Annotated in this window: 23 protein-coding genes and 1 tRNA gene; 12 read left to right on the top strand and 12 right to left on the bottom strand. The window is 72.6% G+C overall.

What is annotated here, in order from left to right:
- Positions 1 to 188 precede the first annotated feature (188 nt).
- A complete protein-coding gene (locus ACIBNE_RS06425; protein WP_399270284.1) occupies positions 189 to 1,487 on the top strand; it encodes a class I SAM-dependent methyltransferase in 1,299 nt (432 codons plus the stop codon).
- A 79-nt stretch (positions 1,488 to 1,566) separates the two neighbouring features.
- On the opposite strand, the gene ACIBNE_RS06420 is transcribed toward ACIBNE_RS06425, so the two are convergent.
- Together ACIBNE_RS06420 and ACIBNE_RS06415 are read right to left on the bottom strand one after the other, a co-directional pair.
- The gene (locus ACIBNE_RS06420) at positions 1,567 to 4,104 is read right to left on the bottom strand and encodes an ABC transporter permease (RefSeq protein ID WP_399270282.1); all 2,538 of its coding nucleotides are present in this window, start codon (positions 4,102 to 4,104) and stop codon (positions 1,567 to 1,569) included.
- A gap of 54 nt (positions 4,105 to 4,158) precedes the next feature.
- Positions 4,159 to 4,929, bottom strand: a complete 771-nt coding sequence (locus ACIBNE_RS06415; protein ID WP_399270280.1) for an ABC transporter ATP-binding protein — start codon at positions 4,927 to 4,929, stop codon at positions 4,159 to 4,161.
- Between the two features lie 516 nt (positions 4,930 to 5,445).
- On the opposite strand from ACIBNE_RS06415, the gene ACIBNE_RS06410 reads away from it, so the two are divergent.
- Positions 5,446 to 5,530 (top strand) — tRNA-Leu (locus ACIBNE_RS06410).
- A 237-nt stretch (positions 5,531 to 5,767) separates the two neighbouring features.
- The gene (locus tag ACIBNE_RS06405) at positions 5,768 to 6,640 is read left to right on the top strand and encodes a Bax inhibitor-1/YccA family protein (RefSeq protein ID WP_399270278.1); all 873 of its coding nucleotides are present in this window, start codon (positions 5,768 to 5,770) and stop codon (positions 6,638 to 6,640) included.
- 94 nt (positions 6,641 to 6,734) lie between these two features.
- Here ACIBNE_RS06405 and ACIBNE_RS06400 read toward each other — a convergent pair whose 3' ends face one another.
- Entirely contained in the window at positions 6,735 to 6,965 is a 231-nt protein-coding gene (locus ACIBNE_RS06400; protein ID WP_399270276.1) for a DUF4287 domain-containing protein, read from the bottom strand.
- 99 nt (positions 6,966 to 7,064) lie between these two features.
- Between ACIBNE_RS06400 and ACIBNE_RS06395 the strand changes: the two genes are divergently transcribed.
- Positions 7,065 to 7,412: a hypothetical protein gene (locus ACIBNE_RS06395; protein WP_399270274.1), complete on the top strand. Its 348-nt coding sequence runs from the start codon at positions 7,065 to 7,067 to the stop codon at positions 7,410 to 7,412.
- Positions 7,413 to 7,512: 100 nt separating this feature from the next.
- Here the strand turns inward: ACIBNE_RS06395 and ACIBNE_RS06390 are convergent, their stop codons facing one another.
- The 3 genes from ACIBNE_RS06390 to ACIBNE_RS06380 all read right to left on the bottom strand — a co-directional run bounded on the left by ACIBNE_RS06390 (position 7,513) and on the right by ACIBNE_RS06380 (position 11,244).
- A complete protein-coding gene (locus tag ACIBNE_RS06390; RefSeq protein ID WP_399270272.1) occupies positions 7,513 to 8,421 on the bottom strand; it encodes a hypothetical protein in 909 nt (302 codons plus the stop codon).
- A gap of 349 nt (positions 8,422 to 8,770) precedes the next feature.
- Entirely contained in the window at positions 8,771 to 9,991 is a 1,221-nt protein-coding gene (locus ACIBNE_RS06385; protein ID WP_399270270.1) for an acetyl-CoA C-acetyltransferase, read from the bottom strand.
- 266 nt (positions 9,992 to 10,257) lie between these two features.
- Entirely contained in the window at positions 10,258 to 11,244 is a 987-nt protein-coding gene (locus ACIBNE_RS06380) for an SGNH/GDSL hydrolase family protein (RefSeq protein ID WP_399271244.1), read from the bottom strand.
- Between the two features lie 156 nt (positions 11,245 to 11,400).
- Here ACIBNE_RS06380 and ACIBNE_RS06375 point away from each other — a divergent pair, with 156 nt between their 5' ends.
- The 3 genes from ACIBNE_RS06375 (at position 11,401) to ACIBNE_RS06365 (ending at position 15,038) form a co-directional block, all read left to right on the top strand.
- Positions 11,401 to 12,789: a cystathionine beta-synthase gene (locus ACIBNE_RS06375; RefSeq protein ID WP_399270268.1), complete on the top strand. Its 1,389-nt coding sequence runs from the start codon at positions 11,401 to 11,403 to the stop codon at positions 12,787 to 12,789.
- Positions 12,790 to 13,088: 299 nt separating this feature from the next.
- Positions 13,089 to 13,892 (top strand): SAM-dependent methyltransferase, encoded by an 804-nt coding sequence (locus tag ACIBNE_RS06370; protein WP_399270266.1) that lies wholly within the window; start codon positions 13,089 to 13,091, stop codon positions 13,890 to 13,892.
- 144 nt (positions 13,893 to 14,036) lie between these two features.
- Positions 14,037 to 15,038 (top strand): helix-turn-helix domain-containing protein, encoded by a 1,002-nt coding sequence (locus tag ACIBNE_RS06365; protein ID WP_399270264.1) that lies wholly within the window; start codon positions 14,037 to 14,039, stop codon positions 15,036 to 15,038.
- Positions 15,039 to 15,093: 55 nt separating this feature from the next.
- On the opposite strand, the gene ACIBNE_RS06360 is transcribed toward ACIBNE_RS06365, so the two are convergent.
- Together ACIBNE_RS06360 and ACIBNE_RS06355 are read right to left on the bottom strand one after the other, a co-directional pair.
- On the bottom strand, positions 15,094 to 15,537 hold the full coding sequence (locus ACIBNE_RS06360; RefSeq protein WP_399270262.1) for a hypothetical protein: 444 nt from the start codon (positions 15,535 to 15,537) through the stop codon (positions 15,094 to 15,096).
- Positions 15,538 to 15,669: 132 nt separating this feature from the next.
- Positions 15,670 to 16,095 (bottom strand): hypothetical protein, encoded by a 426-nt coding sequence (locus tag ACIBNE_RS06355; protein ID WP_399270260.1) that lies wholly within the window; start codon positions 16,093 to 16,095, stop codon positions 15,670 to 15,672.
- 240 nt (positions 16,096 to 16,335) lie between these two features.
- On the opposite strand from ACIBNE_RS06355, the gene ACIBNE_RS06350 reads away from it, so the two are divergent.
- Entirely contained in the window at positions 16,336 to 17,217 is an 882-nt protein-coding gene (locus ACIBNE_RS06350) for a MurR/RpiR family transcriptional regulator (RefSeq protein ID WP_399270258.1), read from the top strand.
- Between the two features lie 95 nt (positions 17,218 to 17,312).
- Here ACIBNE_RS06350 and ACIBNE_RS06345 read toward each other — a convergent pair whose 3' ends face one another.
- The 4 genes from ACIBNE_RS06345 to ACIBNE_RS06330 form a co-directional block, all read right to left on the bottom strand.
- A complete protein-coding gene (locus tag ACIBNE_RS06345) occupies positions 17,313 to 17,690 on the bottom strand; it encodes a hypothetical protein (RefSeq protein WP_399270256.1) in 378 nt (125 codons plus the stop codon).
- Positions 17,672 to 18,115, bottom strand: a complete 444-nt coding sequence (locus ACIBNE_RS06340; protein WP_399270254.1) for a roadblock/LC7 domain-containing protein — start codon at positions 18,113 to 18,115, stop codon at positions 17,672 to 17,674. Before ACIBNE_RS06340 ends, ACIBNE_RS06345 begins: the two co-directional genes overlap by 19 nt.
- Before the next feature lie 38 nt (positions 18,116 to 18,153).
- Positions 18,154 to 18,612 carry a hypothetical protein gene (locus tag ACIBNE_RS06335; RefSeq protein WP_399270252.1) on the bottom strand — a complete coding sequence of 153 codons (459 nt, stop codon included), beginning with the start codon at positions 18,610 to 18,612 and terminating at the stop codon, positions 18,154 to 18,156.
- Between the two features lie 111 nt (positions 18,613 to 18,723).
- The gene (locus ACIBNE_RS06330) at positions 18,724 to 20,124 is read right to left on the bottom strand and encodes a diaminopimelate decarboxylase (protein ID WP_399270250.1); all 1,401 of its coding nucleotides are present in this window, start codon (positions 20,122 to 20,124) and stop codon (positions 18,724 to 18,726) included.
- Positions 20,125 to 20,228: 104 nt separating this feature from the next.
- Here ACIBNE_RS06330 and hutU point away from each other — a divergent pair, with 104 nt between their 5' ends.
- The 4 genes from hutU to hutI all read left to right on the top strand — a co-directional run bounded on the left by hutU (position 20,229) and on the right by hutI (position 25,789).
- Positions 20,229 to 21,911, top strand: coding sequence for a urocanate hydratase (hutU, locus tag ACIBNE_RS06325; protein WP_399270248.1), 1,683 nt, complete (start codon positions 20,229 to 20,231; stop codon positions 21,909 to 21,911).
- A 17-nt stretch (positions 21,912 to 21,928) separates the two neighbouring features.
- On the top strand, positions 21,929 to 23,125 hold the full coding sequence (locus ACIBNE_RS06320; RefSeq protein ID WP_399271243.1) for an allantoate amidohydrolase: 1,197 nt from the start codon (positions 21,929 to 21,931) through the stop codon (positions 23,123 to 23,125).
- Positions 23,122 to 24,465, top strand: coding sequence for a formimidoylglutamate deiminase (locus tag ACIBNE_RS06315; protein WP_399271242.1), 1,344 nt, complete (start codon positions 23,122 to 23,124; stop codon positions 24,463 to 24,465). Before ACIBNE_RS06320 ends, ACIBNE_RS06315 begins: the two co-directional genes overlap by 4 nt.
- Before the next feature lie 139 nt (positions 24,466 to 24,604).
- Complete coding sequence (gene hutI / locus ACIBNE_RS06310; protein ID WP_399270246.1) at positions 24,605 to 25,789, top strand: imidazolonepropionase; 1,185 nt, start codon at positions 24,605 to 24,607, stop codon at positions 25,787 to 25,789.
- Positions 25,790 to 25,848: the final 59 nt, after the last annotated feature.

The raw sequence follows: 25,848 nt of genomic DNA, 5'->3' as shown, positions 1-25,848 counted from the left end.
CGCAGTAGCGTCCCGAAGGGGCCGCCCGCCATCCGTGGTGCGGGCGGCCCCTTCGGCGCGTCCTGACGCATGCTGCGTACACGTAATTTGACCGGCGCTTGAACATCGCCGGGAAGTGCGGCGGCGGCCCGACGTGTTGACACTGGATGACAACGCATGTCGATCCCGTCACCACGGAGGTGTGCGCCATGGCCGACGCCGCACAGCGGCTGTCCGCTCTCGCCGAGGAGATCCTGGACGGGCCGCTCCCGGTCCGCATCCGGGCCTGGGACGGCAGCGAGGCCGGGCCGCCCGGCACGCCCGTGCTGGTCGTGCGCCACCGCCGCGCCCTGCGCCGCCTGCTGTGGAAGCCCGGCGAGCTGGGCCTCGCCCGCGCCTGGGTGGCCGGGGACCTGGACGTCGACGGCGACCTGTACGAGGCGCTCGACCTGCTCGCCGAGCTGATCTGGGAGCGCGGCGCCGAGGCCAAGGACACGGTGCACCCCGTCCGCGACCCCAAGCTGCGGGCCGCCGCGTTCGGGCTGCTGAAGCTCGGCGGGACGCTGCCGCCCCCGCCGCCGCCCGACGAGGAGGCGGACGGGCACCGGAACGGACGGCGGCACACCAAGCGCCGCGACAAGGCGGCGATCAGCCACCACTACGACGTCGGCAACGACTTCTACTCGCTCGTCCTGGGCCCGTCCATGGTCTACTCCTGCGCGTACTGGGAGGGCCCGGACGCGACCCTGGAGGCCGCCCAGCGCGACAAGCTCGACCTGATCGCCCGCAAGCTCGCGCTGAAGGAGGACGACCGGCTGCTCGACGTCGGCTGCGGCTGGGGGTCCATGGCGATCCACGCGGCCCGCGAGTACGGGGCGCGGGTCACCGGCATCACGCTCTCCACCGAGCAGGCGGCGTACGCCCGCAAGCGGATCGCCGAGGAGGGGCTGACCGACCGGATCGAGATCCGCGTCCAGGACTACCGGGACGTCGGGGACGGCCCGTACGACGCGATCTCCTCCATCGGCATGGCCGAGCACGTCGGGGCCGTCCAGTACCGCGAGTACGCGGACGTCCTGCACGCCCTCCTCAAGCCCGGCGGGCGGCTGCTCAACCACCAGATCGCGCGGCGGCCCGAGAAGGACGAGTCGGCGTACCGCGTGGACGAGTTCATCGACCGGTACGTCTTCCCCGACGGGGAGCTGGCGCCGCTCGGGCGCACGCTCTCCACGCTGGAGGAGGCGGGCTTCGAGGCGCGCGACGTCGAGTCGATCCGCGAGCACTACGCGCTCACGCTGCGGGCGTGGGTGGCCCGTCTGGAGGCCGCCTGGCCGAAGGCCGCGCGGCTGACCTCGCCGGGGCGGGCGCGGGTGTGGCGGCTGTACATGGCGGCGTCCGCGCTGGCCTTCGAGCACAACAAGATCGGCGTGAACCAGATCCTGGCGGTCCGCACCCCGCAGGACGGCGACTCGGGCCTGCCGCTGCGGACGAGGGAGTGGCGGGGGTAGGGGGCGCCCGCAACGCGCGAGGGGCGGGCGCCCCTTCCGGGAACGCCCGCCCCTCGCGCCGCGAGGACCCCGTGCCCCGCTACTCCGTCTTGATCGCCGTCAGCATGTTCAGGCGCGCCGCGCTCCGCGCCGGCCACATCGCCGCGAGGACGCCCACCAGGCCCGCCAGGACCAGGAACAGGCCCACCCGGTCCCACGGGATCACCAGCGCGTACCCCGGGATCTCGTCCTTGATGCTCTGGCCGATCGCCCAGCCCAGGAACGTGCCGAGCCCGATGCCGATCACCGCGCCGAAGAGCGAGATGACCACCGACTCCAGCCGGATCATCGTCTTCACGCGCCCCCGGTCGAGGCCGATCGCCCGCAGCATGCCGATCTCCTGCTGCCGCTCGAAGACGGACATCGCGAGGGTGTTGATCACGCCGAGGACGGCGATGATCAGGGCCATGCCGAGCAGGCCGTACATGATGTTCAGCAGCGTGTTGATCATGCCGCCGAAGGTGTTGCGGATGTCCTGCTTGTCCATCACGCTGATCGCCGGGTTGTCCCCGAGCGCGTTGATCAGCGCCTTCTCGTTCGCCGCGGTCGCGCCGCCCTGCGACTTCACGAAGATCTGCCGGATCTCGGGCCGGTCGGTGTACGCGGTGCCGACCTTCTGGTCGACGAGCACGTTCGAGGAGAACTCGTTGCCCTCGTAGACGCCGCCGATCCGCATCGGGGCGGTCTTCGGGTTCTCGTCGCGGCCGAATCCGGCCTTGACGGTGTCGCCGACCTTCAGGCCGCGGTTCTTCGCGGTCTTGTCGTCCAGGACGATCTCGCCCTTGCCCAGGGCGTCGAGCGAGCCGCTGAGCACCTTCACGTTGAGGACCTTGCCGATGTCACCGGGGGTGACGCCGTCGGCCGACACCGACTCGCCGTCGATCTCCATGGGCACCCAGGTCTGCGGGGAGACCGCGGAGACGCCGGGCGCCTTCTCCAGGGCGGTGAGCGCCGACTTGTCGAGGGACTTGCCGCTCGCCATGGTCAGCATGTAGTCGGCCCTGATGTTGTCCGTGGTCGCCTTGTCGACCGCGCGGCCCATCGTGACGCCGAGCACCGACAGGCCCGTGACCAGGGTCAGGCCGATGGCCAGGGCGGACGCGGTGGCGCCCGTGCGGCGCGGGTTGCGCACCGCGTTCTGGCTGGCGAGCTTGCCCGAGACGCCGAACAGCTTGCTGATCGCGGGGCGGACCAGCGCGATGACGGGGCGCGACAGCAGCGGGATCAGCACGATGATGCCGATCAGCGCGAAGAACGCGCCCGCGCCGATGAGCATCCGGCCGCCCTTGCCGGCCGCGGCGCCCGCCAGGATGCCGCCCGCGCCGATCAGGGTGATGAGGGCGCCGATGGAGTTCCGCACGACCAGCGACTTCGTCGTGGCCACCGCGTGCACGCTGCTCATCGCGGCGACCGGCGGGATCTTCGCGGCGCGCCGGGCGGGCAGCCAGGCGGCGAGCATCGTCACGACCACGCCGACCGCCAGGGCCGCGCCGATCGCGGTGGGCGACACGACCAGCCCGCCGGCCGGGACCTTCGCGCCGAACGAGGACATCGCGGAGCGCAGGGCGACGGCGAGGCCGATGCCGAGCGCGAAGCCGACGACGGAGGCGAGGACGCCGACGACCATGGCTTCGAGCAGCACCGAGCGCTTGACCTGGCGGCGCGAGGCGCCGACGGCGCGCATCAGCGCCAGTTCCTTGGTGCGCTGGGCGACCAGCATGGTGAAGGTGTTGGAGATCAGGAAGATCCCGACGAAGAGCGCGATGGCGGCGAACGCGAGCAGCACCTGGCTCAGGGTGCTCATGCTCTCCTCGATCTGCTTGGCGTTGTCGTCCGCGAGCGCCTCGCCGGTCTTGACGTCGGCGTCCTTCGGCAGCAGCGGTTTCACCTCGGCGAGCAGCTTCCCGGCGGAGGCGCCGGGCGCGGCGGAGACGGTGATGTCCTCGTAGTAGCCGGGGGCGAGGTAGAGCTTCTGGGCGACGGGCGTCTGGAAGAGCACCAGCGAGCCGCCCGCGTTGACCTGGCCGTCCTCGGTGGTGAAGACGCCGGAGAGCACGTACTCCCGCACGGGGCCGTTGGTGGCGACGCGCACGCGGTCGCCGACCTCGTACTCGCCCTTCTTCGCGGTGTCCCGGTCCAGGGCGATCTCGTCGGCCTTCGCCGGGCCGTGGCCGTCGGTGAAGTCGTACGAGGAGTCCTTGCCGTCCTTGCCGGGGGCGAAGTTCGCGCCGGTGTTGGTCCAGCCGTTGCCGATGAGCTTGCCGTCGGGGTCGGCGACGCCCGCGAAGCCGGAGACGCGGCCGGTGACGCTCCGGACGCCGTCCAGGGCGCGGACCTTGTCCAGGGCCGCCGCGTCGATCGCGGTGCCCTTGGGGGAGCCGTCGGGGTCGGAGTAGGTGGTGGCGGCGACCGCGACGTCGTCGTAGCTCTTGGCCGACTGGCCGCGGTAGGCGTTGGAGAGGGTGTCGGAGAAGACCAGGGTGCCGGAGACGAAGGCCACGCCGAGCATCACGGCGAGCACGGTCATCAGCAGCCTGGCCTTGTGCGCGAGCACGTTGCGCAAGGCGGTACGGAGCATGGGTCAGTCAGTCCTGGGAGAGGGGAGGGCGAGGAGTACGGGGGCGGGGACGCGTCAGCTGGTGCGGCCCTTGGCGTCGAACTCCTTCATCCGGTCGAGGACGCCGTCCGCGGTGGGGTGCAGCATCTCGTCGACGATGCGGCCGTCGGCGAGGAAGACGACGCGGTCCGCGTAGGAGGCGGCGACCGGGTCGTGGGTGACCATCACCACGGTCTGGCCCAGCTCGCGCACCGAGTTGCGCAGGAAGCCCAGGACCTCGGCGCCGGAGCGCGAGTCGAGGTTTCCGGTCGGCTCGTCACCGAAGATGATCTCCGGCTGGGAGGCCAGGGCGCGGGCGACGGCGACGCGCTGCTGCTGGCCGCCGGAGAGCTGGGTGGGGCGGTGGCTCAGGCGTCCGGAGAGGCCGACCATCTCGATGACCTTGTCCAGCCACGCCTTGTCGGGCTTGCGGCCCGCGATGTCCATGGGGAGCGTGATGTTCTCCAGCGCCGTGAGCGTCGGCAGCAGGTTGAACGCCTGGAAGATGAAGCCGATCTTGTCCCGGCGCAGCTGGGTGAGCTGCTTGTCCTTGAGCGTGGACAGCTCGGTCTCGCCGATGCGCACGGATCCGGAGCTGAACGAGTCGAGCCCGGCCACGCAGTGCATCAGCGTCGACTTGCCGGAGCCCGAGGGGCCCATGATCGCGGTGAACTCGCCCTGCCGGAAGTCCACGGAGACGTGGTCGAGGGCGACGACCTGCGTCTCGCCCTGCCCGTAGACCTTGGACAGGTCAGTGGCGCGGGCGGCCACCGCGGTGGCGCGGTGTGCGGTGGGGGTCGTGAACACGGGGGCACTCCTGGGATGGCTGGGGCGGGACCTTCGGCGGTCGCGGGGCGGTCCGCCCGGCGGCTGCCGGGCGATCCCCGGGGACCACTCCATGCTCCCGGCCCAACCGCGGCGGGTCGTCAATCCTCGTGCCCGTTCCCGTGGCCCTCTTGAGTCTGACCACACCCCCGCTCGCGTCCTACTTGGGTATGACACCGACCCCGAGGCGTTCCCGGTGGGATCGCGGGGGAACCGCGGGGGAGCGGTGAGCGGTCCGTGATCGTCCTGCGGAGAAGCGGAGGAGGCGGGAAAGCGTCCGGGGCGGGCGGGACACGGGTGAACGGGCGTCGAGTTTCCGTCATTCCCGTTTGCCGGACTTCGCGCCAGCCAACGCCCCGGGGAGGGTGGCAGGTGGCTGCCACCTGGGCTGACGCTCCCTCAAGCGGTCAATAAAATAAGACAACATCGCGAAGATGTTCCGCTGTTCGGGGGATGCGTGGGGCTAGGCTCATGTGCCAACGCGGAGCCGCGAACCCTGCCCGGATGGTGGAATGCAGACACGGCGAGCTTAAACCTCGCTGCCCCTCGGGGCGTGCCGGTTCAAGTCCGGCTCCGGGCACCACACGCCGGACACGGGGCCCGTGCCCTTTCCGTCGTGAAGGTACGGGTTTCCGCGGCCGTGGACGTCGAGCGCCGCGCACCGACATGCGTACCCCAGTACGGCCCCCCGCGGAACCCTCCGCGGGACTTTCTGCCATCGGGGTCCCTCGTAAAGATCCTCCTGGAGCACTAGGGTGATTCTTTTGCTTACGCATTACCCTTGACGCAAGGCCACGCAGGGTGGCCATGGAGGAGTGAGATGAGGAGCAGCAACCCGGTCTTCTCGCGACGGGGGTTCAGCCGCGACAACGGCTACGCGGGCTTCAACGCGCAGCAGCCGCAGGCCGGGGGCCCGGTCGGGACCAACCCGTACGCCCAGGGCGCCGCCAACCCGTACGCGACCAACCCGTACGCCCCGCAGCAGGGCGCCCCGCAGACGGCGCCGCGCTCCGGCGCGATGACCATCGACGACGTCGTGACCCGTACGGGCGTGACGCTCGGCACGGTCGTGCTCACCGCCGTCCTGTCGTGGGTGTTCCTGTCGGTCGACAGCGACAGCGTCAACAAGTCGTACGGCATCGCCGTGGGTGCGGCCCTCGTGGCCTTCGTGCTCGCGATGGTGCAGTCCTTCAAGCGCAAGCCGTCGCCGGCGCTGATCCTCGCCTACGCGGCGTTCGAGGGCGTCTTCCTCGGCGTGATCTCCAGCGCGGTCTCCACGTACGTGAGTCCGGGCGTCGTCGTGCAGGCCGTGCTCGGCACCATGTGCGTCTTCGCGGCCGTCCTCTTCGCGTACAAGATGCGCTGGATCCGCGTCACCCGCCGGTTCTACGGCTTCGTGATGGCCGCCGCCATGGGCTTCATGCTGCTCATGCTGGTGAACCTGATGTTCTCGATCTTCGGCGGCGGTGACGGCCTCGGCTTCCGCAGCGGCGGCCTGGGCATCCTGTTCGGCGTCATCGGCATCATCCTCGGCGCCTGCTTCCTGGCCCTCGACTTCAAGCAGGTCGAGGACGGGCTGACCTACGGCGCCCCGCGCGAGGAGGCGTGGTTCGCGGCCTTCGGCCTCACCATGACGCTCGTGTGGCTGTACCTGGAGATGCTGAGGCTCTTCTCGATCCTCCAGGGCGACTAGCGGTCGTAGTGGTGGACGCGTTGGTCGAACGACACGGAACGGCCCGCAGGCATCGCGCCTGCGGGCCGTTTTCCGTGGCCCTCCCGGCGCCCGCCTAGCGCAGCTTGCGCGCGGCGCGCCTCAAGTCGTACTCGTGGATGATCGCTTTCGCGTGACCGTAGGCGAGGTTGTGCTCGCTCCGGAGCCAGCTGACCTTTTCCTCGAAGCGGAAGAGGGAGGGCCCCTCATCGACGGTCCGCAGCCAGTCGGACACTTCACGACCGGTGCAGTGGGGGATGCGGGAGAGCAGGTTGCGATGGGTCTCTTCGGAGAAGACTTGCGACATCGGCGCCTCCGGACGCATTGCGCGTACTGGTCTTCACGTCACCGTGCCTGAGGGTTCGCGCGTTGGCAACAGTCCCGGGGAGGCGCGTAGGGTCGCGGAGTGCTTGATACGACTGGGCTGACCGCCGCCGTGGACCGCTTCGCCGACCGGCTGAGGGCCGCCCCGCACAGCCGCCTGCGCCAGGGTGCGGCGGCCGCCGGGCTCGGGCTCGCCAGGGAGCTCGCCGTACGCGCCCAGGCCATCGAGGAGCCGGGGAGCGCGCCGCGCGAGATGCCCGACGAGGGGGTCTTCACCGTCGGGGACCAGCTGGCGGTGGCGGGGCGCGATCTCGCGCTGGCCCTGGCCGGCGCGGACGGCGCGGGCGGTGCGGACGCGGAGACGACCTCGTCCGAGGCGCTGGACGAGGCCGTTGCGTTGGTCGAGGCCGCCGTCGCGGCGGCCTTCTGAGGGGCTTCAGGGGGCCGTGCGGCCCGTGTGCGGGGTCTGCGGGTCCCCGGGGGTCTCCTGGGGCCCGTGGGATCCGCGGGGCCCGGAGAAGGGCGCTGGGTCAGAACGACGCTATGACCCGGTCCGCGAGGATGTAGACGCTCTCCTCGCCCACCTCGAACGTCAGCGCGTACGCGCCGGAGACGCCCGAGCCGCCCAGCAGGACCGGCGCCTCGCCGTCCCGCAGCGACTGGGCGAGGCGCTCGGCGGTCTCGCGGTGGCCGGGCGTCATGCACAGCGTCGTGCCGTCGGCGAAGACGTACACGTCGAGGGTGCCCAGCGGGCCGGGACGCACGTCCGCCAGCTCCGTGCGGGTCCGCGCGAGCTGCTCCAGGCGCGAGACCGTGCGCTCGTGGTCCGTGACGACCGGGGTCTGCACGGGGACGAAGTCGGGGTGCGAGGGGTGGCGGCGGCGCGCGGCGGCCAACTCGGGGGAGTCGTCGGCGAACTCGGCTGCGCCGGAGAACTCCGGCAGCTCGCCGGGGGCGGTCAGCTCGTCGATGCCCTCGGCGACGGGGAGCCCGTCGAGACCGGCGGCGCCGTCGAGCGAACCGGTGCCGTCGAAGGCCCCGAGGCCGCCGAGGTCCAGCGCCTCGACGCCCGCGAAGTCGGCCTGGCGCGGCAGGAAGAACGGCGTCTCCTCGCCGAAGCCGCCGAACCCGCCGAACGACATGGGGGTCTCCGCGGCGTCGCGGGTCTCCTGGGCGGCCCAGAACGCACGCGCCTCGGCGAGCTCGCGCTCGCGCTCCTCGGCGAGCGCGTCGGCGACCGCGGCTCGTATCTCCTCGACGGGGGTGGCACGGGCGGCGGGCACCTCCGCCACGCGGTCCCGGCCGGCGACGGCCAGATCCTCGCGCAGGGCGGTGACCTGCTTGCGCAGCCCGTGAGCGGCGTGCAGGGCGGCCACTCCGACGGCCGTGGCAGCGGCCGTGGTCAGCAGCAGGGCAAGAGACAAGGCGCTCACTGACATACTCCCGGTTTCAATAGATCCCCCGACTTCCTACATCAGCTTGCTGGGTGCCCGCTCCAACTGTCAGTGCATTACGTCACGAAATGGACAGGTCTTTGTGCCCGGCGTTTAGCCCCGTCACGGCTGTGACCTGGGGGAACGAACTTCCCCCAGGAGATACGTCACATCCTGGGGGAGATTCGGTCACGAATGGGGTGCGAGGAGCTTAGCGGGAATGCCGGGAGGTGTGTCGCTCCTGTGTTCAATTATCGGTACGGAAGCGGAGGTAGGGGCCCCGGGCATATGCCCGGGGCCCCTACCTGTCGGTGCTGCTCGGTGCTGCTCGGTGCTGCTCTATGCCGCCGCGGTGTCAGCTCAGGCGCTCGATGACCATGGCCATGCCCTGGCCGCCGCCGACGCACATCGTCTCCACGCCGAACTGCTTGTCGTGGAACTGCAGGGAGTTGATGAGCGTGCCGGTGAGGCGGGCGCCGGTCATGCCGAAGGGGTGGCCGACCGCGATCGCGCCGCCGTTGACGTTCAGCTTGTCGAGCGGGATCTCCAGTTCGCGGTAGGAGGGGATCACCTGCGCCGCGAACGCCTCGTTGATCTCGAAGAGGTCGATGTCCGAGACGGTGAGGTTCGCGCGGGACAGCGCCTGCCGGGTCGCCTCCACCGGGCCGAGGCCCATGATCTCCGGCGAGAGGCCGGTGACGCCGGTCGACACGATGCGCGCGAGCGGGGTCAGGCCCAGCTCGCGGGCCTTGGTGTCGGACATGATCACGAGCGCGGCGGCGCCGTCGTTGAGCGGGCAGCAGTTGCCCGCGGTGACCAGGCCGTCGGGGCGGAAGACGGGCTTCAGGCCCTGGACGCCCTCCAGGGTGACCCCGGCGCGGGGGCCGTCGTCCTTCGCGACGACCGTGCCGTCGGGGGTGGTCACCGGGGTGATCTCACGCTCCCAGAAGCCGTTCTTGATGGCCTGCTCGGCGAGGTTCTGCGACCGTACGCCGAACTCGTCCATGTCCGCGCGGGTCACGCCCTTCGCGCGGGCGAGGTTCTCCGCGGTCTGGCCCATCGCGATGTACGCGTCAGGGACCAGGCCGTCCGCGCGCGGATCGTGCCAGTCGGTGCCCTCCTGTCGGGCGCGCTCGGAGGTACGGGCCTCCGCGTCCGCGAAGAACGGGTTGTGGGTGTCCGGGAGGCCGTCGGAGGTGCCCTTCACGGAGCGGGACACCATCTCCACGCCCGCTGAGACGAACACGTCGCCCTCGCCCGCCTTGATCGCGTGCAGCGCCATGCGGCTCGTCTGGAGCGAGGAGGAGCAGTACCGGGTGATCGTGCAGCCCGGGAGGTGGTCCATGCCCATCTGCACGGCGACGATGCGGCCCAGGTTGTGCCCCTGCTCGCCGCCCGGGAGGCCGCAGCCGAGCATCAGGTCGTCGATGTCGCGCGGGTCCAGCTCGGGGACCTTCGCGAGGGCGGCCTGGATGATCGTCGCGGTCAGGTCGTCCGGGCGGAGGTCCTTGAGGGAGCCCTTGAAGGCGCGGCCGATGGGGGAGCGGGCGGTCGAGACGATCACTGCTTCGGGCATCGGGGCTCCTGGGGTGGCGGGGGTTGCGGCTCTACGGGAAGTTACCCGCACGTATCGGGGCGGGTCACCCGGTGCGGGGTGTGACGCGGGCCTCTTTTCTAAGCGCACGCTCAGCCCCGGCGGGCCGGGGCGGGGGCGGGGGGTGCGCAGGGGGGGCGGCGCTCTTGTCGGGGTCCCGCTGCCCGGGGGCGCCGTTTCGCCCGCGGCGGGCCGGTCCCTCCCCGCGCCCCTGGAGGGCGCACCCGTGCCGGGCCCGCCCCGGCCCCCTACACCGGGCGGGGCGCCGCCGTCTCCGCCGCCGGTACCGGGGGGATCCGCCTCCTGCGGCGGTGCTTCAGGAGTGCCCACGGCGCTCGCGCTCCCGACACCTCCGTGCCCGCCGCCGACGCCGCCTCCGCCGCGGCCTTCGCCACCGGCAGGATGTCCTCGTCGCGCGAGGCGTCCAGCCGGTCGCTCTCCGGCCAGAGCCCGAGCGCCGCGCAGAGCGTGGGCAGCACGGCCATCGCCGCCGTCGCGTACCCCTCCGCCGACGGGTGGTAGTTGTCCACCGCGAACATCTCGCGGGGGTTCGCCGCGAACTCGGGCCCCAGCAGGTCGCCCAGCGAGACCGTGCGGCCGCCCTGCTCCACCACCCCGATCGTCTGCGCCGCCGCCAGCTGCCGCGAGACGCGCCGCGCCAGCCACCGCAGCGGCTGGTAGACCGGCTCGATCGTGCCCAGGTCGGGGCAGGTCCCGACCACCACCTCCGCGCCCGCGGTGCGCAGCCGCCGTACCGCAGCCGCCAGGTACCGCACCGACTGCGTCGCGGGCATCCGGTGCGTGACGTCGTTCGCGCCGATCATGATCACGCACACGTCGGGGGTGCGGACCGGGTCCGAGAGGAGCTGCCCCACCTGGCGCTCCAGGTCGTCCGACTGGGCGCCGGGCAGCGCCACGTTCCGCAGTTCGACGGGCCGCTCGGCCACCGCCGCGAGCCCCGAGGCGAGCAGCGCGCCCGGGGTCTGGCCCGCCCGCCGCACGCCCTGTCCCGCCGCCGTGGAATCACCCAGAAGGCCCAGGCGCAGCGGCGGCGCGAGCCCCGCGAGCGCCACCCCGTACCGCCCGTCGGCGCTCGGCGGGACGGGTGCGACGCCCCCGCCGACGGACCTCTTCGCCAACTGCACCTCGGCCAGGACCACACCCACGGCCGCCGCTCCCAGCAGCCCGATGGAGCCGCCTCCGTAGGCCGCGCCCGCGGCGATGCGCCGCGCCACTCTCGCCCTCGACACCTTCCGAGCCACCTCCTCTTCGCCGTACCCGGACTTCAAGAGCTACACAAGAGCTAACTGCCCCGTAACGACCGTCACCCAATCGCGTGTTCGGCCGCATACGCTGGGCCACACCCAATCGGAGACCCCGCGGAGTACACGGTGCAATTCCACGAATCGATGATCAGCCTCGTCGGCAACACGCCGCTCTTGAAGCTGAGCAATGTCACGGCCGGAATCCAGGCGACCGTCCTGGCCAAGGTCGAATACTTCAACCCCGGCGGTTCGGTGAAGGACCGGATCGCCCTGCGCATGATCGAGGCCGCCGAGCAGAGCGGGGAGCTCCGGCCGGGCGGCACGATCGTCGAGCCGACGTCCGGGAACACCGGCGTGGGGCTCGCGATCGTCGCCCAGCAGAAGGGCTACAAGTGCATCTTCGTCTGCCCCGACAAGGTGTCGACCGACAAGATCAACGTGCTGCGGGCGTACGGGGCCGAGGTCGTCGTCTGCCCGACGGCGGTCGACCCCGAGCACCCCGACTCGTACTACAACGTCTCCGACCGGCTGGTCCGCGAGACGCCGGGCGCGTGGAAGCCCGACCAGTACTCCAACCCGAACAACCCGCGCTCGCACTACGAGACGACCGGTCCCGAACTGTGGGAACAGACCGAGGGAAAGATCACTCACTTCGTCGCGGGCGTCGGCACCGGCGGCACGATCTCCGGCACCGGCCGCTACCTCAAGGAGGTCAGCGACGGCCGGGTGAAGGTCATCGGCGCCGACCCCGAGGGCTCGGTGTACTCCGGCGGCTCCGGCCGTCCGTACCTGGTCGAGGGCGTCGGTGAGGACTTCTGGCCGACCGCCTACGACCAGGACGTCACGGACCGGATCGTCGCGGTCTCCGACAAGGACTCCTTCCAGATGACCCGCCGCCTCGCCAAGGAGGAGGGCCTGCTGGTCGGCGGCTCCTGCGGCATGGCCGTGGTCGGCGCCCTGGAGGTCGCCAAGGACCTCGGCCCCGACGACGTGGTCGTCGTGCTGCTCCCCGACAGCGGCCGCGGCTACCTGTCGAAGATCTTCAACGACGAGTGGATGGCGGACTACGGGTTCCTGGAGGGCGCGGGCCCCTCGGCGAGCGTCGGCGACGTGCTGCGCTTCAAGGAGGGCGGGAAGATCCCCAGCCTGGTCCACATGCACCCGGAGGAGACCGTCGGCGAGGCGATCGAGGTGCTGCGCGAGTACGGCGTGTCGCAGATGCCCATCGTCAAGCCGGGCGCGGGACACCCGGACGTGATGGCCGCCGAGGTCATCGGGTCCGTGGTGGAGCGCGAGCTGCTGGACGCGCTGTTCGCGCAGCGCGCCTCGCTCACCGACCCGCTGGAGAAGCACATGAGCGACCCGCTGCCGCAGGTCGGCTCGGGCGAGCCGGTCGGGGACCTGATGCAGGTGCTCGGCGGGGCCGGCGGGTCGGACGCGGCGATCGTGCTGGTCGAGGGCAAGCCGAAGGGCGTCGTGAGCCGACAGGACCTGCTGGCCTTCCTCGCGAAGTAGGGCGCCGCGGGAGGCGGGTGTTGTGCTCTTCGCGCAATCGGTACGACCCCGACACGTGCGCGCAGCACCCGCTTAACACGGCTGGGGCACAGTGGTTCTCGGCGCAGGGAACTTCCGGAGCGGCTCCCGGACCACCCGAAGGCGCCCAGGACACGGCGACCGGCCCTGACCCGGAGCCTGTCCCTCGCGGGGACCGCCGTCGTCCCGTCCTCCGGCACCGTCCGGGGGTGCGGCGGCCCCCGCGACGCAATTTCCTTGACCCGTGGGGCAGTTGGTGCGTCAGGGGTTACGTTCTACTGGTGACCGACGAATGGACCGACCGGGCCGGACGGATCGACACCTCCAGGCCCCACACCGCCCGCATCTGGAACTACTGGACCGGCGGCAAGGACAACTACGAGGTCGACCGGGCGGCCGGCGACCGGATCCGCGCGCTGCACCCCGGCATCGGGGAGTACGCCAAGGCCGACCGGCTCTTCCTGGGGCGGTCCGTGCGGCACCTCGCGAAGGAGGCGGGGATCCGGCAGTTCCTCGACATCGGCACGGGGCTGCCGAGCGCCGACAACACCCACGAGGTGGCGCAGCGCGTTGCACCCGATTCGAGGGTCGTCTACGTCGACAACGACCCGCTGGTGCTGGCGCACGCGCGGGCCCTGCTGACGAGCGCGCCCGAGGGGCGGACCGCCTACCTCGACGCCGACCTGCGCGACACCGGCACGATCCTCGAACGGGCCGCGAAGACACTGGACTTCGGCGAGCCGGTGGCGCTGATGCTGCTCGGCGTCGTGATCTTCGTCGAGGACGACGAGGAGTCGTACGCGGTGGTGCGCGCGCTCCTGGACGCGCTGCCGTCCGGGAGCCACCTGGTGCTCTCGCACACCATCACCAGCCCGGCGATGCCGGACGTGGACGCGGCGGTGGCGTTCTGGAACGAGCACGGCACGCCGCGGCTGACCCAGCGGACGCCGGGGGCGGTGGAGCGGTACTTCGACGGGCTCGACCTGCTGGAGCCCGGAGTGGTGAGCTGCTCCCGCTGGCGCCCGGACGGGCCGGGGGAGCACGGCGAGGTCGCGATGTACGGGGGCGTGGGGCGCAAGCGGTAGGGCGGGGCGCGGGTACGGGTGCGGGGCACGCGCCCGTACCCGCAGGATTTTCGACAGAGTGGCGCCCAGGCCGAATTGAGGATGGTGGGGCAGCGGGGGACCTGGAAGGCTGCCGCCCGTCGATGGCCGTTCGGGGGAGGGTCCATGGGTCTCGCCACGCTGCATTCCACGTGTGTGCCGCCGGAGCAACGCTTCGACTGGTGGCGGGATTTGATCAGTCAGGACGTCGCGCCGACCCGCATCACCAGCGCGCACGTCGACGACTTCCCGGCGAGCGCGGGATCCGTACAGCTCGGCAGCCTCCAGCTGACCTCGATGTCCTTCCCCGCGATCCGCTCGGAGCGCACCCCGGCCCTCATCAGGCGCTCCGATCCGGAGGTGTACGAGCTCACCCTCATCACCGGCAGCGAGATGTGGATCTCGCAGGCGCGCAACGAGACCCGGATGAAGGCCGGCGACCTGGTGATGTGGAACACCTCCCGGCCGTTCGACGGACGGGGGCTCGACGGGTCGGGCGACGGGATCTCCCGGGCGATCATCCTGCACCTGCCGAGGGCCGACATGCCGGTCCCGGCGGAGCGGCTGGACGGGCTGCTGGCGCACAGCATGCCCACGGACCGGGGCATGGCGGCCGTACTGGCGCGGTTCCTGCGGTCCCTGGTGGCGGAGGCGCCGTTCCTGACGGACCGCGAGACGGCCAGGCTCGGGCCCGTCACCTGGGAGTTGGTCGCCGCCTTCCTCGCGGACCGGCTGAACGCGAACGACCGGGTGCCGCCCGAGGCGCGCAACCGCATGCTGCTCGCCAGGATCGACGCCTTCATCGAGGACAACCTGAGCCACGCGGCCCTGTCGCCGTCCGCCGTCGCGGCGCACCACCACATCTCGGTGCGCACGCTGCACGCGCTGTTCCGCGCCCGGAGCCGTACGGTGTCCGCCGCGATCCGCCACCGCCGCCTCGAACACTGCCGTGCCGACCTGGAGGACCCCCGGATGCGCGGGGTGCCGGTGCACGCGATCGCCGCCCGCTGGGGACTGCCGAACCCGTCCGCCTTCAACCGGGCCTTCCTCACGGAGTACGGAGTGACTCCCGGCGAGTACCGGCGCACGGTCACCGGTCCCGCCCCGGCGGCTGAGCGGCCGGAGTAGCAGCGTGCTGTGGCAGGGGGGCGGGCCTGGGCGCGACCCGCCCCCCGCATCCCCGTCAGCGGTGGATGGTGAGACAGGCCACGTCGATGCCTTCGATGGACCCGCAGACCTTGTTGTTCTGGTTCATGTAGACGTAGTAGTCCTTGCGCCAGGCCTGGCCCCTTCCGAGCCAGGCGCCGTAGTGGGTCTGGTTGTCCCACGTGCTGGAGATGACGCCGCGGCCCACGGGGTTGCCGTTGCGGTTGGTGACGACCGCGTACTCCACGCGGAGGCCGGTGCCCTTGACGTGGATACAGGTGGTGCCGTGGCAGCCGGTCGCCGTCTGGATGCCGGTGCGCGCGTCGCGGCTCACGGTGACGGCCGTGTCGGCGTTGCCCGCCGACACTTGAGCGGCCGGGGCCGGTGCGCTCCCGGTGGCGGCGTTGGCCGCTGTGGGTGTGAGGGCGGCGCCCATGAGGAAGGCGCCCAGGACGGCCACGCGCGGAAGGGTCAGGTGCACGAAGGACTCCTCGGGTGAGGCTTCTGGGGTGCCGGGTCGTCCCGGCCCGAGAAGTCTGTCCGAGGGCACGGTGGTCGCTCATGGGCCTGCGGCGCGGCTTTCCTTGCCGTTCAGCGCATCCGGAACGCCTCGTTACGCGTCCCAGTCCGACTTCCGCGCGTCCCTGCGGTCGCGCCGCCACGGCACCCCGTGCGCCGCGTGCACCGCGTTCACGCCCACGATCCCCAGCCACGCCACCACGAGACCGATCCGTCCCCCGTTCACGACCGCGATCGCGGACAGCGGGATCGCCAGGATCAGCGAGATGATCGCGAAGCCGAAGCGCTCGCCGAAGTTCCCCTCGGCGACCTCCCCCGGCCGGGACGAGCCTCTGGCCACGACGACCTGCTGCTCGGCGAGGTGACGGCGGACACGGCGGTCGAGCGTGCCGTCCAGGCGCTGTTCGACCTTCTCCAAGAAGGAGTCGACCAGCGCGGACTCGTACTCCTCGCCCAGTTCCTTGCGGGCGTGGAGCGTGGCGTCGAGCTCCTTCTTGAGCTCAGGGTCGCGGGCTTCCATGCGTCCACCGTACGGAGCGCGCCCCGCACGGGCAGTGGGGGTAACCCCCCTCTTCGCACACGGGGGAGCCCCCGCTCCGGCGGAGGGCGGGCCGCGAGGAGGCGGTACCGTGCCGTTCCGCGTCCGGCACGGCGCCGGTGGCGCGGTTGTATGTGGTCATGCAGAGTTCGCTGTGCTGAATAAGCTGATGGTCCGGCCAACGGGCCGGTCGATGGTTCGTACGCGTACGGGAGGGACGGCATGAGCGGGAGCAGCCCTGCCGCACGTCTGCAACAGCTCTTCGAGGGGCACCGGCTCACGCCCACCCAGCGGCGCATCGCGCACTGCATGGTGCGGCGCGCGGCCGACGTGCCGTTCCTGTCGAGCGTCGAGCTCGCGGAGCTGGCCGGGGTCAGCCAGCCGTCCGTGACGCGGTTCGCCGTCGCGCTCGGCTTCGACGGGTATCCGGCGCTCCGCAAGCACCTGCGCGAGGTCGTGCCGACGGGCGCGGCGGGTTCCGGCGCGGGTGCGGCGGGTGCGGGCTCGGGCGCGTCCGGGGACGACCCCGGGCTCAACGAGTACCAGCAGGCCGTCCACGCGGAGATCGAGAACCTGCGGCACCTCGCGGAACTGCTGGCCGATCCCGCGCCCGTCGAGCGGGCGGGGGCGGTGCTCGCCGCGTCGCGGCCGCTGCCGGTGCTGGGGCTGCGCGCCGCCTCTTCGCAGGCGCGGGGGTTCGCCTACTTCGCGGCGAAGGTCCATCCGGACGTGCGGCTGCTCGACGAGGGCGGCACGATGCTCGCCGACCGGATCGACGCGGCGCGGCGGGCCGGGGCGAGCGCGCTGCTGTGCTTCGCGCTGCCGCGGCATCCGCGGGAGGTGGTGGAGGCGCTGGAGTACGCGCGGTCGGTGGGGCTCACGGTGGTGACCGTGGCGGACTCGGCGTTCGCGCCGGTCGCGGCGCACAGCGACCTGCTGATCCCGGCCGCGGTCGGGACCGGGCTCGCCTTCGACACGGCGTGCGCGCCGATGCTGCTCGGGCGGGTGCTGCTGGAGGCGCTGTGCGACGGGCTGCCCGATGCGCAGGCGCGCCTGGAGGAGTTCGACGCGGGGGCGGCGGCGCGGGGGTTGTTCGTGGAGTAGGGCGCCCCGCCCTCGCGGCCCCGTCGCGCGTGCGCCCCGCCCGCGCGCGGGTCCCCGCGCCCCTTTCGGGGGCGCGGGGTGCCGCCCGCTCCCGTTCAGATCTCCAGTTGCCCCTCCACCTGCTTCAGCTGGTGCCTGGCCATCGCCAGGTTCGAGCGGGACGAGTCCAGCGCCAGGTACAGGAACAGCCCCGTGCTGCTGTTGCGCGCCTTCAGCAGGCGGATCACGTGGTACTGCGTCCCCAGCGTGATCAGGATGTCCTCGATCTCGTCCTTCAGCCCCAGGTGCTCCATCGTCCGCACCTTCGCGCGCACCACGTCGGTGTTGCCCGCCGCCGCCACGTTCAGGTCGAGGTCCTTGCCGCCGCCGACCGTGCCCAGCGCCATGCCGCTGGTGTAGTCGACGAGGGCGACGCCGAGCGCCCCCTCGATGGTGGTCAGGGCTTCTTTGAGGGCTACGTCTGTCTTGGCCATGAGGGTTCGTTTCTCTCTCTGCGGGGTTGGACTTGCGTACGGTCGGGGCGCTCCAGCGCGCCGTCGACCAGTTCGCCGAGGCGCGCGCCCGCCCGGCGGGCCTCCAGGTGCAGGCGGCCCACGTTGGTGCGCGGCTCGGCGAAGACGGTGAGGGCGGCGGAGGCACCCGCCGCGTAGACGGCCGCGTAGCCCGACTCGGCGCGCACCACGAGCTCGCGGAACTCCCCGTGGCCCGCGGCACCGCTCAGCCGCAGGGCCACCGCGAGCGCCGCCGCGGTGAGCGCCGCCGTGCCCTCCGCGTCCACCGGGCGGCAGTCCTGCGCGAGGATCAGCCCGTCGGTCCCGGCCACCAGCGCGCCGGTCAACTGCGGGACCCTGGCCCGCAGCCGGGCCAGCTCCTCCAGGATCTCGGCCTCGGCGGCCATCAGCTGCCTCCTCTCGGCCCGCTGTCGAAGGGAGCGGATCACAGCACCAGCCGTTCGGCGAGGTCGCGCAGGCGGATGCGGGCGAGGGCGAGGTTGCCGGTGTCGCGGTCCAGCCAGACGTACAGGAAGACGCCGGGCGTCCCGGACGTGCCGGACGTCTCCACGAACCGCAGCAGGTGGTAACCGCCCCGGTTCGTGACGATCACGTCCTCGACGGGCAACGTGCCTCCAGGAGCCGTACTGCCGAGAAGCGCGCCGCCGGGCGGCGGGCCGCCGGGAGACCTGCCGCCCGGCGGCCCGTCACCCGGCGCGAACGCCGGCTGCTCCGCGGCGAGCCGGGCCAGTTCGGCCGTCTCCGCCGCGGTCGTCTCGTGGTCGCCGTTGGGCGAGTCGCCGACCGTCCCGAGCGCGAGTCCGCTGGTCCAGTCGACGACGGCGGCCCCGTGGGCACCGGGCAACCGCATGGCTTCCAGCAGGCACTCGTCGATTCCGGGCACGCCGTTCTCCCCTCCTCGGGCCTGATGTGCGGCAGTGACGAGGAAGCTACTGAACGTGCGGACGCCCGGTGAGAGTTGCGCGGATTTCCGGTGGAACTCCCGCCGGAGCGGCTAGAGTTCGGCGGTCTGTGCGCCGCCTGCCTCGGCGACGATCTCCCGGGTGGTCTGCGCGGCCCGCACCGTCGTGAACACCGTGGTCCCCGGCCGGTCGGCGGGGCGGGCGTACGCGAGGACGGCCGGCCTGGCCAGGCTGTTGTACGCGAAGTGGTGGGCGAAGAAGTAGGCCCCCGTGTCCAGCACCGCCACGTGGTCGCCCTGCTCCAGCGGCGGCAGCTCGCGCGCCCGCGCCAGCAGGTCGCCCGCGAAGCAGGCCGGGCCCGCCACGTCCTGGGGGACGGCCGCGCCCGCCTTGGGGCGGCCCTTCGCGTCGTACGCCGCGATCCGCAGCGGCCAGGAGTCGGGCGCGAAGACCGTGCGCGTCGCGACCTGCACGCCCGCGTGGGTGACCGCGATCGGCCGTCCCCCGCTGGCCTTGGCGTACTCGACGCGGCTGAGCACCGTGCCGTGCTTGGCCAGCAGCGAGCGGCCGAACTCGGTCACCAGCCCGTACCGCCCGTCGAAGAGGCCGGGCGCCGCGGCCTTCAGGGCGCGGGCGTAGGCGGCGTACGACGGGGTGTGCGCGTCCGAGGCGAAGTTCACCGGCAGCCCGCCGCCGATGTCGACCGTGTCCACCTGGTGGCGGCCCGCCGCCGCGTTGATCTCCTCGGCCAGCCCGTACACCGCCGCGACGCCTTCGGCCATCAGGTCGAGCGTGAGGCCCTGGCTGCCGGAGTGGGCGTGCAGCCGGGTCAGCCACGGGCGGTCCAGATAGGCCCTGACCAGCCAGGACCTGGCGCCCTCGTCGCGCAGGCCCACGCCGAACTTGGAGGTGGCCGTCGCCGTGGAGAGCGCGGCGATCGCGCCGCCGCCGGTCTGCGGGTTGATCCGTACGCCGATCGGGGAGCGCGTCGGGGCGGAGGCCACCAGCGCGTCGATCCTGGCCAGCTCCTGGGCGTTGTCGGCGTTGACCGCGATGCCCAGCGCCAGGGCCTCGCGCAGCTCGGTGGGCGTCTTGGCGGGCGAGTCCAGGACGGTGCGGCCGGGGGCGACGCCCGCCGCGCGGGCGATCGCCAGCTCGCCGGGGCTGGCCACCTCGGCGCCGATGCCCTCGCCGCGCAGCAGCCGCACCACCGGCACCAGGGGGCACGCCTTCACCGCGAAGGCGTGCAGCACGGGACCGGCCGTGACCTCGGCGAACGCGCTGTGCAGTGCGGCGGCCGAGGCGCGGATCCCCGCGGTGTCCAGCAGGGCGACGAGCGGCTCGGCGTCGCCGATGAGCCCCTGCTCCACGGCCGCGCGCACGGCCTGCTCGCGCCGGGCGGGTGCCGCGTCCTGGACGGGGTCCTGGACGGGGTCCTGGAGCGAGTCCTGAAACGGGTCCTGAGCCGGGTCCTGAACCGAGTCCGAAGGCATGTGCGTCAGCCAATCATCCGACGGGCGGAGCCGCAGCTGTTGACTGAAACTATTCAGCCCGCCAGGATGTGAATAACGCATTCAATACCGGAGGAGGCTTCGCCATGTCAGGACCTCGCCCCGTACGGGCACCGCGCGGCAGTGAACTGAGCGCCCTGGGATGGCAGCAGGAGGCCGCCCTCCGCATGCTCCAGAACAACCTCGACCCCGAGGTCGCCGAGCACCCCGACAAGCTCGTCGTCTACGGCGGCACCGGCAAGGCCGCCCGCGACTGGCGCTCCTTCGACGCCATGGTCCGCACGCTGAAGACCCTCAAGCAGGACGAGACCATGCTGGTCCAGTCCGGCCGCCCGGTCGGCGTCATGCAGACCCACGAGTGGGCGCCGCGCGTCCTCATCGCCAACTCCAACCTCGTCGGCGACTGGGCCAACTGGGAGGAGTTCCGCCGCCTGGAGCAGCTGGGCCTCACCATGTACGGCCAGATGACCGCCGGGTCCTGGATCTACATCGGCACCCAGGGCATCCTCCAGGGCACGTACGAGACCTTCGCCGCCGTCGCCGCGAAGAAGTTCAACGGCACCCTCGCCGGGACGATCACCCTCACCGCCGGACTCGGCGGCATGGGCGGCGCCCAGCCGCTCGCCGTCACCATGAACGACGGCGTCGCCATCTGCATCGACGTCGACCCGCGCGCCATCGAGCGCCGCATCGAGCACCGCTACCTGGACGTGAAGGCCGACGACCCGGCGCACGCCCTCCAGCTCGCCGTCGAGGCCCGCGACGCGCGCCGCCCGCTCTCCATCGGCCTGCTGGGCAACGCCGCCGAGCTGGTCCCGCAGCTGCTCGCCGAGGGCGCGCCCATCGACATCGTGACCGACCAGACGTCGGCCCACGACCCGCTCTCCTACCTCCCCGTCGGCATCGCCTTCGAGGACATGGCCGACGCCGCCGCCAAGGACCCGGCCGGGTTCACCACCCGCGCCCGCGAGTCCATGGCCCGCCACGTCGAGGCCATGGTCGGCTTCATGGACGCGGGCGCCGAGGTCTTCGACTACGGCAACTCCATCCGCGGCGAGGCCCAACTGGCCGGTTACGACCGCGCGTTCGCCTTCCCCGGCTTCGTGCCCGCGTACATCCGCCCGCTGTTCTGCGAGGGCAAGGGCCCCTTCCGCTGGGCGGCGCTGTCCGGCGAGGCGTCCGACATCCACAAGACGGACAAGGCGATCCTCGACCTCTTCCCCGAGAACGAATCGCTGCACCGCTGGATCAAGATGGCCGGCGAGCGCGTCCACTTCCAGGGCCTCCCGGCGCGCATCTGCTGGCTCGGCCAGGGCGAGCGCGACAAGGCGGGCGACATGTTCAACGACATGGTCGGCAACGGCACCCTCGCCGCGCCGCTCGCCATCGGCCGCGACCACCTCGACTGCGGCTCGGTGGCCTCCCCGTACCGCGAGACCGAGGCCATGCTCGACGGCTCCGACGCCATCGCCGACTGGCCGCTGCTCAACGCCATGGTCAACGTCGCGTCCGGCGCCTCCTGGGTCTCCATCCACCACGGCGGCGGCGTCGGCATGGGCCGCTCCATCCACGCCGGGCAGGTCTCCGTCGCGGACGGCACCAAGCTCGCGGGCGAGAAGATCCGCCGCGTGCTCACCAACGACCCCGGCATGGGCGTCATCCGGCACGTCGACGCGGGCTACGACACCGCCGAGCGAGTCGCGGCCGAGAAGGGCGTGCGCGTCCCGATGCGCGAGGGCGCCGAAGCCGCTGAGGGCGGCGCGGCGTGAGCGAGGGCTTCCACGCCATGTGGCGCTCGCTGCGGCCCATCGGCCGCAGCGACGCCTCCGGCGGCTACCGGCGCTACGCCTGGACCGGCGCCGACGCGGACTGCCGCCTCTGGTTCCGGATGCAGGCCGAGGCCCGCCGCCTGAACTACGAGGTCGACCGCAACGGCAACCAGTGGGCCTGGCTCGGCGACCCCGAGCGCGGCGACGCCGTCGTCACCGGCTCCCACCTGGACTCCGTACCCGACGGCGGCGCCTTCGACGGCCCCCTCGGCGTCGTCTCCTCCTTCGCGGCCCTGGACGAACTGCGGCGCAGGGGCGTCACGTTCACCAAGCCGCTCGCCATCACCAACTTCGGCGACGAGGAGGGCGCCCGCTTCGGCCTCGCCTGCGTCGGCTCCCGGCTCACCGCGGGCAAGCTGACCAAGGAGCAGGCGTACGGGCTGACGGACGGCGACGGGATCTCCCTCCCGCGGGCCATGGAGGCCGCCGGGTACGACCCCGAGGCGATCGGCCCCGACCCCGAGCGGCTCGCCCGCATCGGCGCCTTCGTCGAGCTGCACGTCGAGCAGGGCCGCGCGCTGGACCTCTCCGGCGACCGCGTCGGCATCGCGTCCGCCATCTGGCCGCACGGCCGCTGGCGGTTCGACTTCCGCGGCGAGGCCAACCACGCGGGCACCACCCGCCTGGTCGACCGCCGCGACCCCATGCTCAGCTACGCCGAGACCGTGCTCGCGGCCCGCCGCGAGGCCGAACTCGCGGGCGCCGTCGCCACGTTCGGCAAGGTCGCCGTCGAGCCCAACGGCGTCAACGCCATCCCGTCGCTGGTGCGCGGCTGGCTCGACTCGCGCGCCGCCGACCAGGCCACGCTGGACGTCGTCGTCGAAGCGATCGAGCGGGCCGCCCGGGAGCGGGCCGAGCGCGACGGCATCGACCTCGCGGTCGTACGGGAGTCCTTCACGCCCGTCGTGGAGTTCGAGCACGCCCTGCGCGACGAGCTGGGCAAGCTGCTCGGCGGCGAGCGGCCCGTCCCCGTGCTCGGCACGGGCGCCGGACACGACGCAGGTGTTTTGTCCGGATCGATCCCGACCGCCATGCTGTTCGTGCGCAACCCCACCGGGGTCTCGCACTCCCCGGCGGAGCACGCGGAAGAGGACGACTGCGTGGCCGGGGTGACCGCACTCGCCGACGTACTGGAAGGTCTCGCGTGCAGCTGACGGCACCCACGAAGACGTACTGGGCGGAGCACGCCTGGCTCGGCACGCACGTCGAGCCGGGCGTGGCGATCGACGTGGCGGACGGCCGGATCGGGGCCGTCCGCACCGAGGTCGACGCGCCGCCGCCCGGCGCGGAGGTCCTGCGCGGGCTGACCCTCCCCGGCCTGGCCAACGCCCACTCGCACGCCTTCCACCGGGCGCTGCGCTCGACCGTCCAGGTCGGCTCGGGCACCTTCTGGACCTGGCGCGACACGATGTACCAGGTCGCGTCCCGGCTCACGCCCGACACGTACTACGCCCTCGCGCGGGCGGTCTACGCGGAGATGGCGCTCGCCGGGATCACCTCGGTGGGCGAGTTCCACTACCTCCACCACGCGCCCGGCGGCGCGGCCTACGCCTCGCCCAACGCCATGGGCGACGCGCTGATCGCGGCGGCGGGCGAGGCGGGCATCCGGATCACGCTCCTGGACACCGCGTACCTCTCCGCCGGCTTCGGCGAGCCCCCCAACCACCACCAGCTGCGGTTCTCCGACGGCACGGCCGAGGCGTGGGCCGAGCGGGCGTCGCTCCTGCGGGAGGCGCCGCACGCGAAGATCGGCGCGGCGATCCACTCGGTGCGGGCCGTCCCGGCCGACCAGCTGGCGACCGTCGCGAAGTGGGCGGAGGAGCGGCGGGCGCCGCTGCACGTCCACCTCTCCGAGCAGACCGCCGAGAACGACGCGTGCCTCGCCGCGCACGGCCGCACGCCGACGCGGCTGCTCGCCGACCACGGGGTGCTCGGCGCGCGCACGACGGGCGTGCACAACACGCACCTCACCGACGAGGACGTCTCCTTGATCGGCGGATCGGGGACCGGCACGTGCATGTGCCCGACCACCGAGCGGGACCTCGCGGACGGGATCGGCCCCGCGGTGGCCCTCCAGCGGGCGGGTTCGCCGCTCTCGCTGGGCAGCGACAGCCATGCCGTGATCGACCACTTCGAGGAGGCGCGCGCGATGGAGCTGAACGAGCGCCTGCGCTCGCGCACGCGCGGCCACTGGACGGCCGCCGCGCTGCTGCGGGCGGCGTCCGCCGACGGGCACGCGGCGATCGGCTGGGGCGAGGCGGGCGCGATCGAGCGCGGGGCGCTCGCGGACCTCGTGACGATCGACCTGGGATCGGTGCGGACGGCGGGCGCGCTGCCGCGCCTCGGCGCGGAGGTCGCGGTGTTCGCGGCGTCGGCGGCCGACGTGCGGCACACGATCGTGGGCGGCCGCCACGTGGTGCGCGACGGCGCGCACGCGACCGTGCCGGACGTGGCGGGGGCGCTGGCCTCGGCGGTGGCGGGGCTGCGGGGGTAGGGGGTACGGGGGCGGGCCCGCGCCCCGGCAGGGGCGCGGGGAACCGCGCGAGCGCCCCACCACCGGCCCGCGCAGCGGAACCCCAGCCCCCCGCACCTACCCACCGATGCGCCCGCCCCCTCACAGACAGGAGCACCCCATGACCACCGTCACCACCCTCCTCACCAACATCTCCACCCTCGTCACCAACGACCCCGCCCTCGGCGAAGGGCCCCTCGGCCTCGTCCACAACGCCGCCGTCATCGTCGAGGACGACCGCATCGCCTGGGTGGGCCCCGCCAAGAAGGCCCGCGCCCACGCCACGGACACCGTCCACGACGCCGACGGACGGGCGGTCGTCCCCGGGTTCGTCGACTCCCACTCCCACCTCGTCTTCGCGGGCGACCGCACCGCCGAGTTCAACGCCCGCATGTCGGGCCAGCCCTACAAGGCGGGCGGCATCCGCACCACCGTCGCCGCCACCCGCGCCGCCACCGACGCCGAGCTCTCCGCGAACGTCGACCGCTACCTCACCGAGGCCCTGCGCCAGGGCACCACCACCCTGGAGACCAAGTCCGGCTACGGCCTGACCGTCCACGACGAGGCCCGCGCCCTGCGCATCGCCGCCGAGCACACCGACGAGGTCACCTACCTCGGCGCGCACATCGTCTCCCCGGACTACGCGGACGACCCGGCCGCGTACGTCGACCTCGTCACCGGCGAGATGCTCGACGCCTGCGCCCCGCACGCCCGTTGGATCGACGTCTTCTGCGAGAAGGGCGCGTTCGACGGCGACCAGGCCCGCGCGGTCCTCACCGCGGGCAAGGCCAGGGGCCTGCTGCCCCGCATCCACGCCAACCAGCTCTCGTACGGCCCCGGCGTGCAGCTCGCCGTGGAGCTGGACGCGGCCAGCGCCGACCACTGCACGCACCTCACGGACGCCGACGTGGACGCACTCGCGAACAGCGGAACGGTCGCGACCCTGCTCCCCGGCGCGGAGTTCTCCACGCGCGCCGAGTGGCCCGATGCGCGCCGCCTGCTGGACGCGGGCGCGACGGTCGCGCTGTCCACGGACTGCAACCCGGGCTCGTCCTTCACCTCCTCCATGCCGTTCTGCATCGCGCTCGCGGTGCGGGACATGGGGATGACGCCCGACGAGGCGCTGTGGGCCGCGACGGCGGGCGGCGCGGCGGCCCTGCGCCGCACGGACGTCGGCCGCGTCGCCCCGGGCGCCCGTGCCGACCTCGCGCTCCTCGACGCCCCTTCGCACGTCCACCTCGCGTACCGCCCCGGCGTGCCGCTGGTGAGCGCGGTGTGGCGGGCCGGGGTCCGCGTCGGCACCTGAGCGCCTGAGCGCCTGTGCCAGAACCCTGGCCCACCACGGTCAACGGGGTTACCGGCGGC

This window comes from Streptomyces sp. NPDC050504 (assembly GCF_044458065.1).
Classification (GTDB): Bacteria; Actinomycetota; Actinomycetes; order Streptomycetales; family Streptomycetaceae; genus Streptomyces.
Note: the sequence above shows the minus strand (reverse complement) of the source record. Positions and strands in the feature narration are given on the sequence as shown.

Bases quoted from the DNA above. Each gene is read 5' to 3' on its own strand.
- ACIBNE_RS06340 (WP_399270254.1), bottom strand. From the start codon at position 18,115: ATGGCCGCCGAGGCCGAGATCCTGGAGGAGCTGGCCCGGCTGCGGGCC.
- ACIBNE_RS06405 (WP_399270278.1), top strand. From the start codon at position 5,768: ATGAGGAGCAGCAACCCGGTCTTCTCGCGACGGGGGTTCAGCCGCGAC.
- ACIBNE_RS06355 (WP_399270260.1), bottom strand. From the start codon at position 16,095: ATGGAAGCCCGCGACCCTGAGCTCAAGAAGGAGCTCGACGCCACGCTC.
- ACIBNE_RS06385 (WP_399270270.1), bottom strand. From the start codon at position 9,991: ATGCCCGAAGCAGTGATCGTCTCGACCGCCCGCTCCCCCATCGGCCGC.
- ACIBNE_RS06365 (WP_399270264.1), top strand. From the start codon at position 14,037: ATGGGTCTCGCCACGCTGCATTCCACGTGTGTGCCGCCGGAGCAACGC.
- ACIBNE_RS06350 (WP_399270258.1), top strand. From the start codon at position 16,336: ATGAGCGGGAGCAGCCCTGCCGCACGTCTGCAACAGCTCTTCGAGGGG.
- ACIBNE_RS06320 (WP_399271243.1), top strand. From the start codon at position 21,929: ATGTGGCGCTCGCTGCGGCCCATCGGCCGCAGCGACGCCTCCGGCGGC.
- ACIBNE_RS06420 (WP_399270282.1), bottom strand. From the start codon at position 4,104: ATGCTCCGTACCGCCTTGCGCAACGTGCTCGCGCACAAGGCCAGGCTG.
- ACIBNE_RS06345 (WP_399270256.1), bottom strand. From the start codon at position 17,690: ATGGCCAAGACAGACGTAGCCCTCAAAGAAGCCCTGACCACCATCGAG.
- ACIBNE_RS06425 (WP_399270284.1), top strand. From the start codon at position 189: ATGGCCGACGCCGCACAGCGGCTGTCCGCTCTCGCCGAGGAGATCCTG.
- ACIBNE_RS06400 (WP_399270276.1), bottom strand. From the start codon at position 6,965: ATGTCGCAAGTCTTCTCCGAAGAGACCCATCGCAACCTGCTCTCCCGC.
- ACIBNE_RS06390 (WP_399270272.1), bottom strand. From the start codon at position 8,421: ATGTCAGTGAGCGCCTTGTCTCTTGCCCTGCTGCTGACCACGGCCGCT.
- hutI (WP_399270246.1), top strand. From the start codon at position 24,605: ATGACCACCGTCACCACCCTCCTCACCAACATCTCCACCCTCGTCACC.
- ACIBNE_RS06330 (WP_399270250.1), bottom strand. From the start codon at position 20,124: ATGCCTTCGGACTCGGTTCAGGACCCGGCTCAGGACCCGTTTCAGGAC.
- hutU (WP_399270248.1), top strand. From the start codon at position 20,229: ATGTCAGGACCTCGCCCCGTACGGGCACCGCGCGGCAGTGAACTGAGC.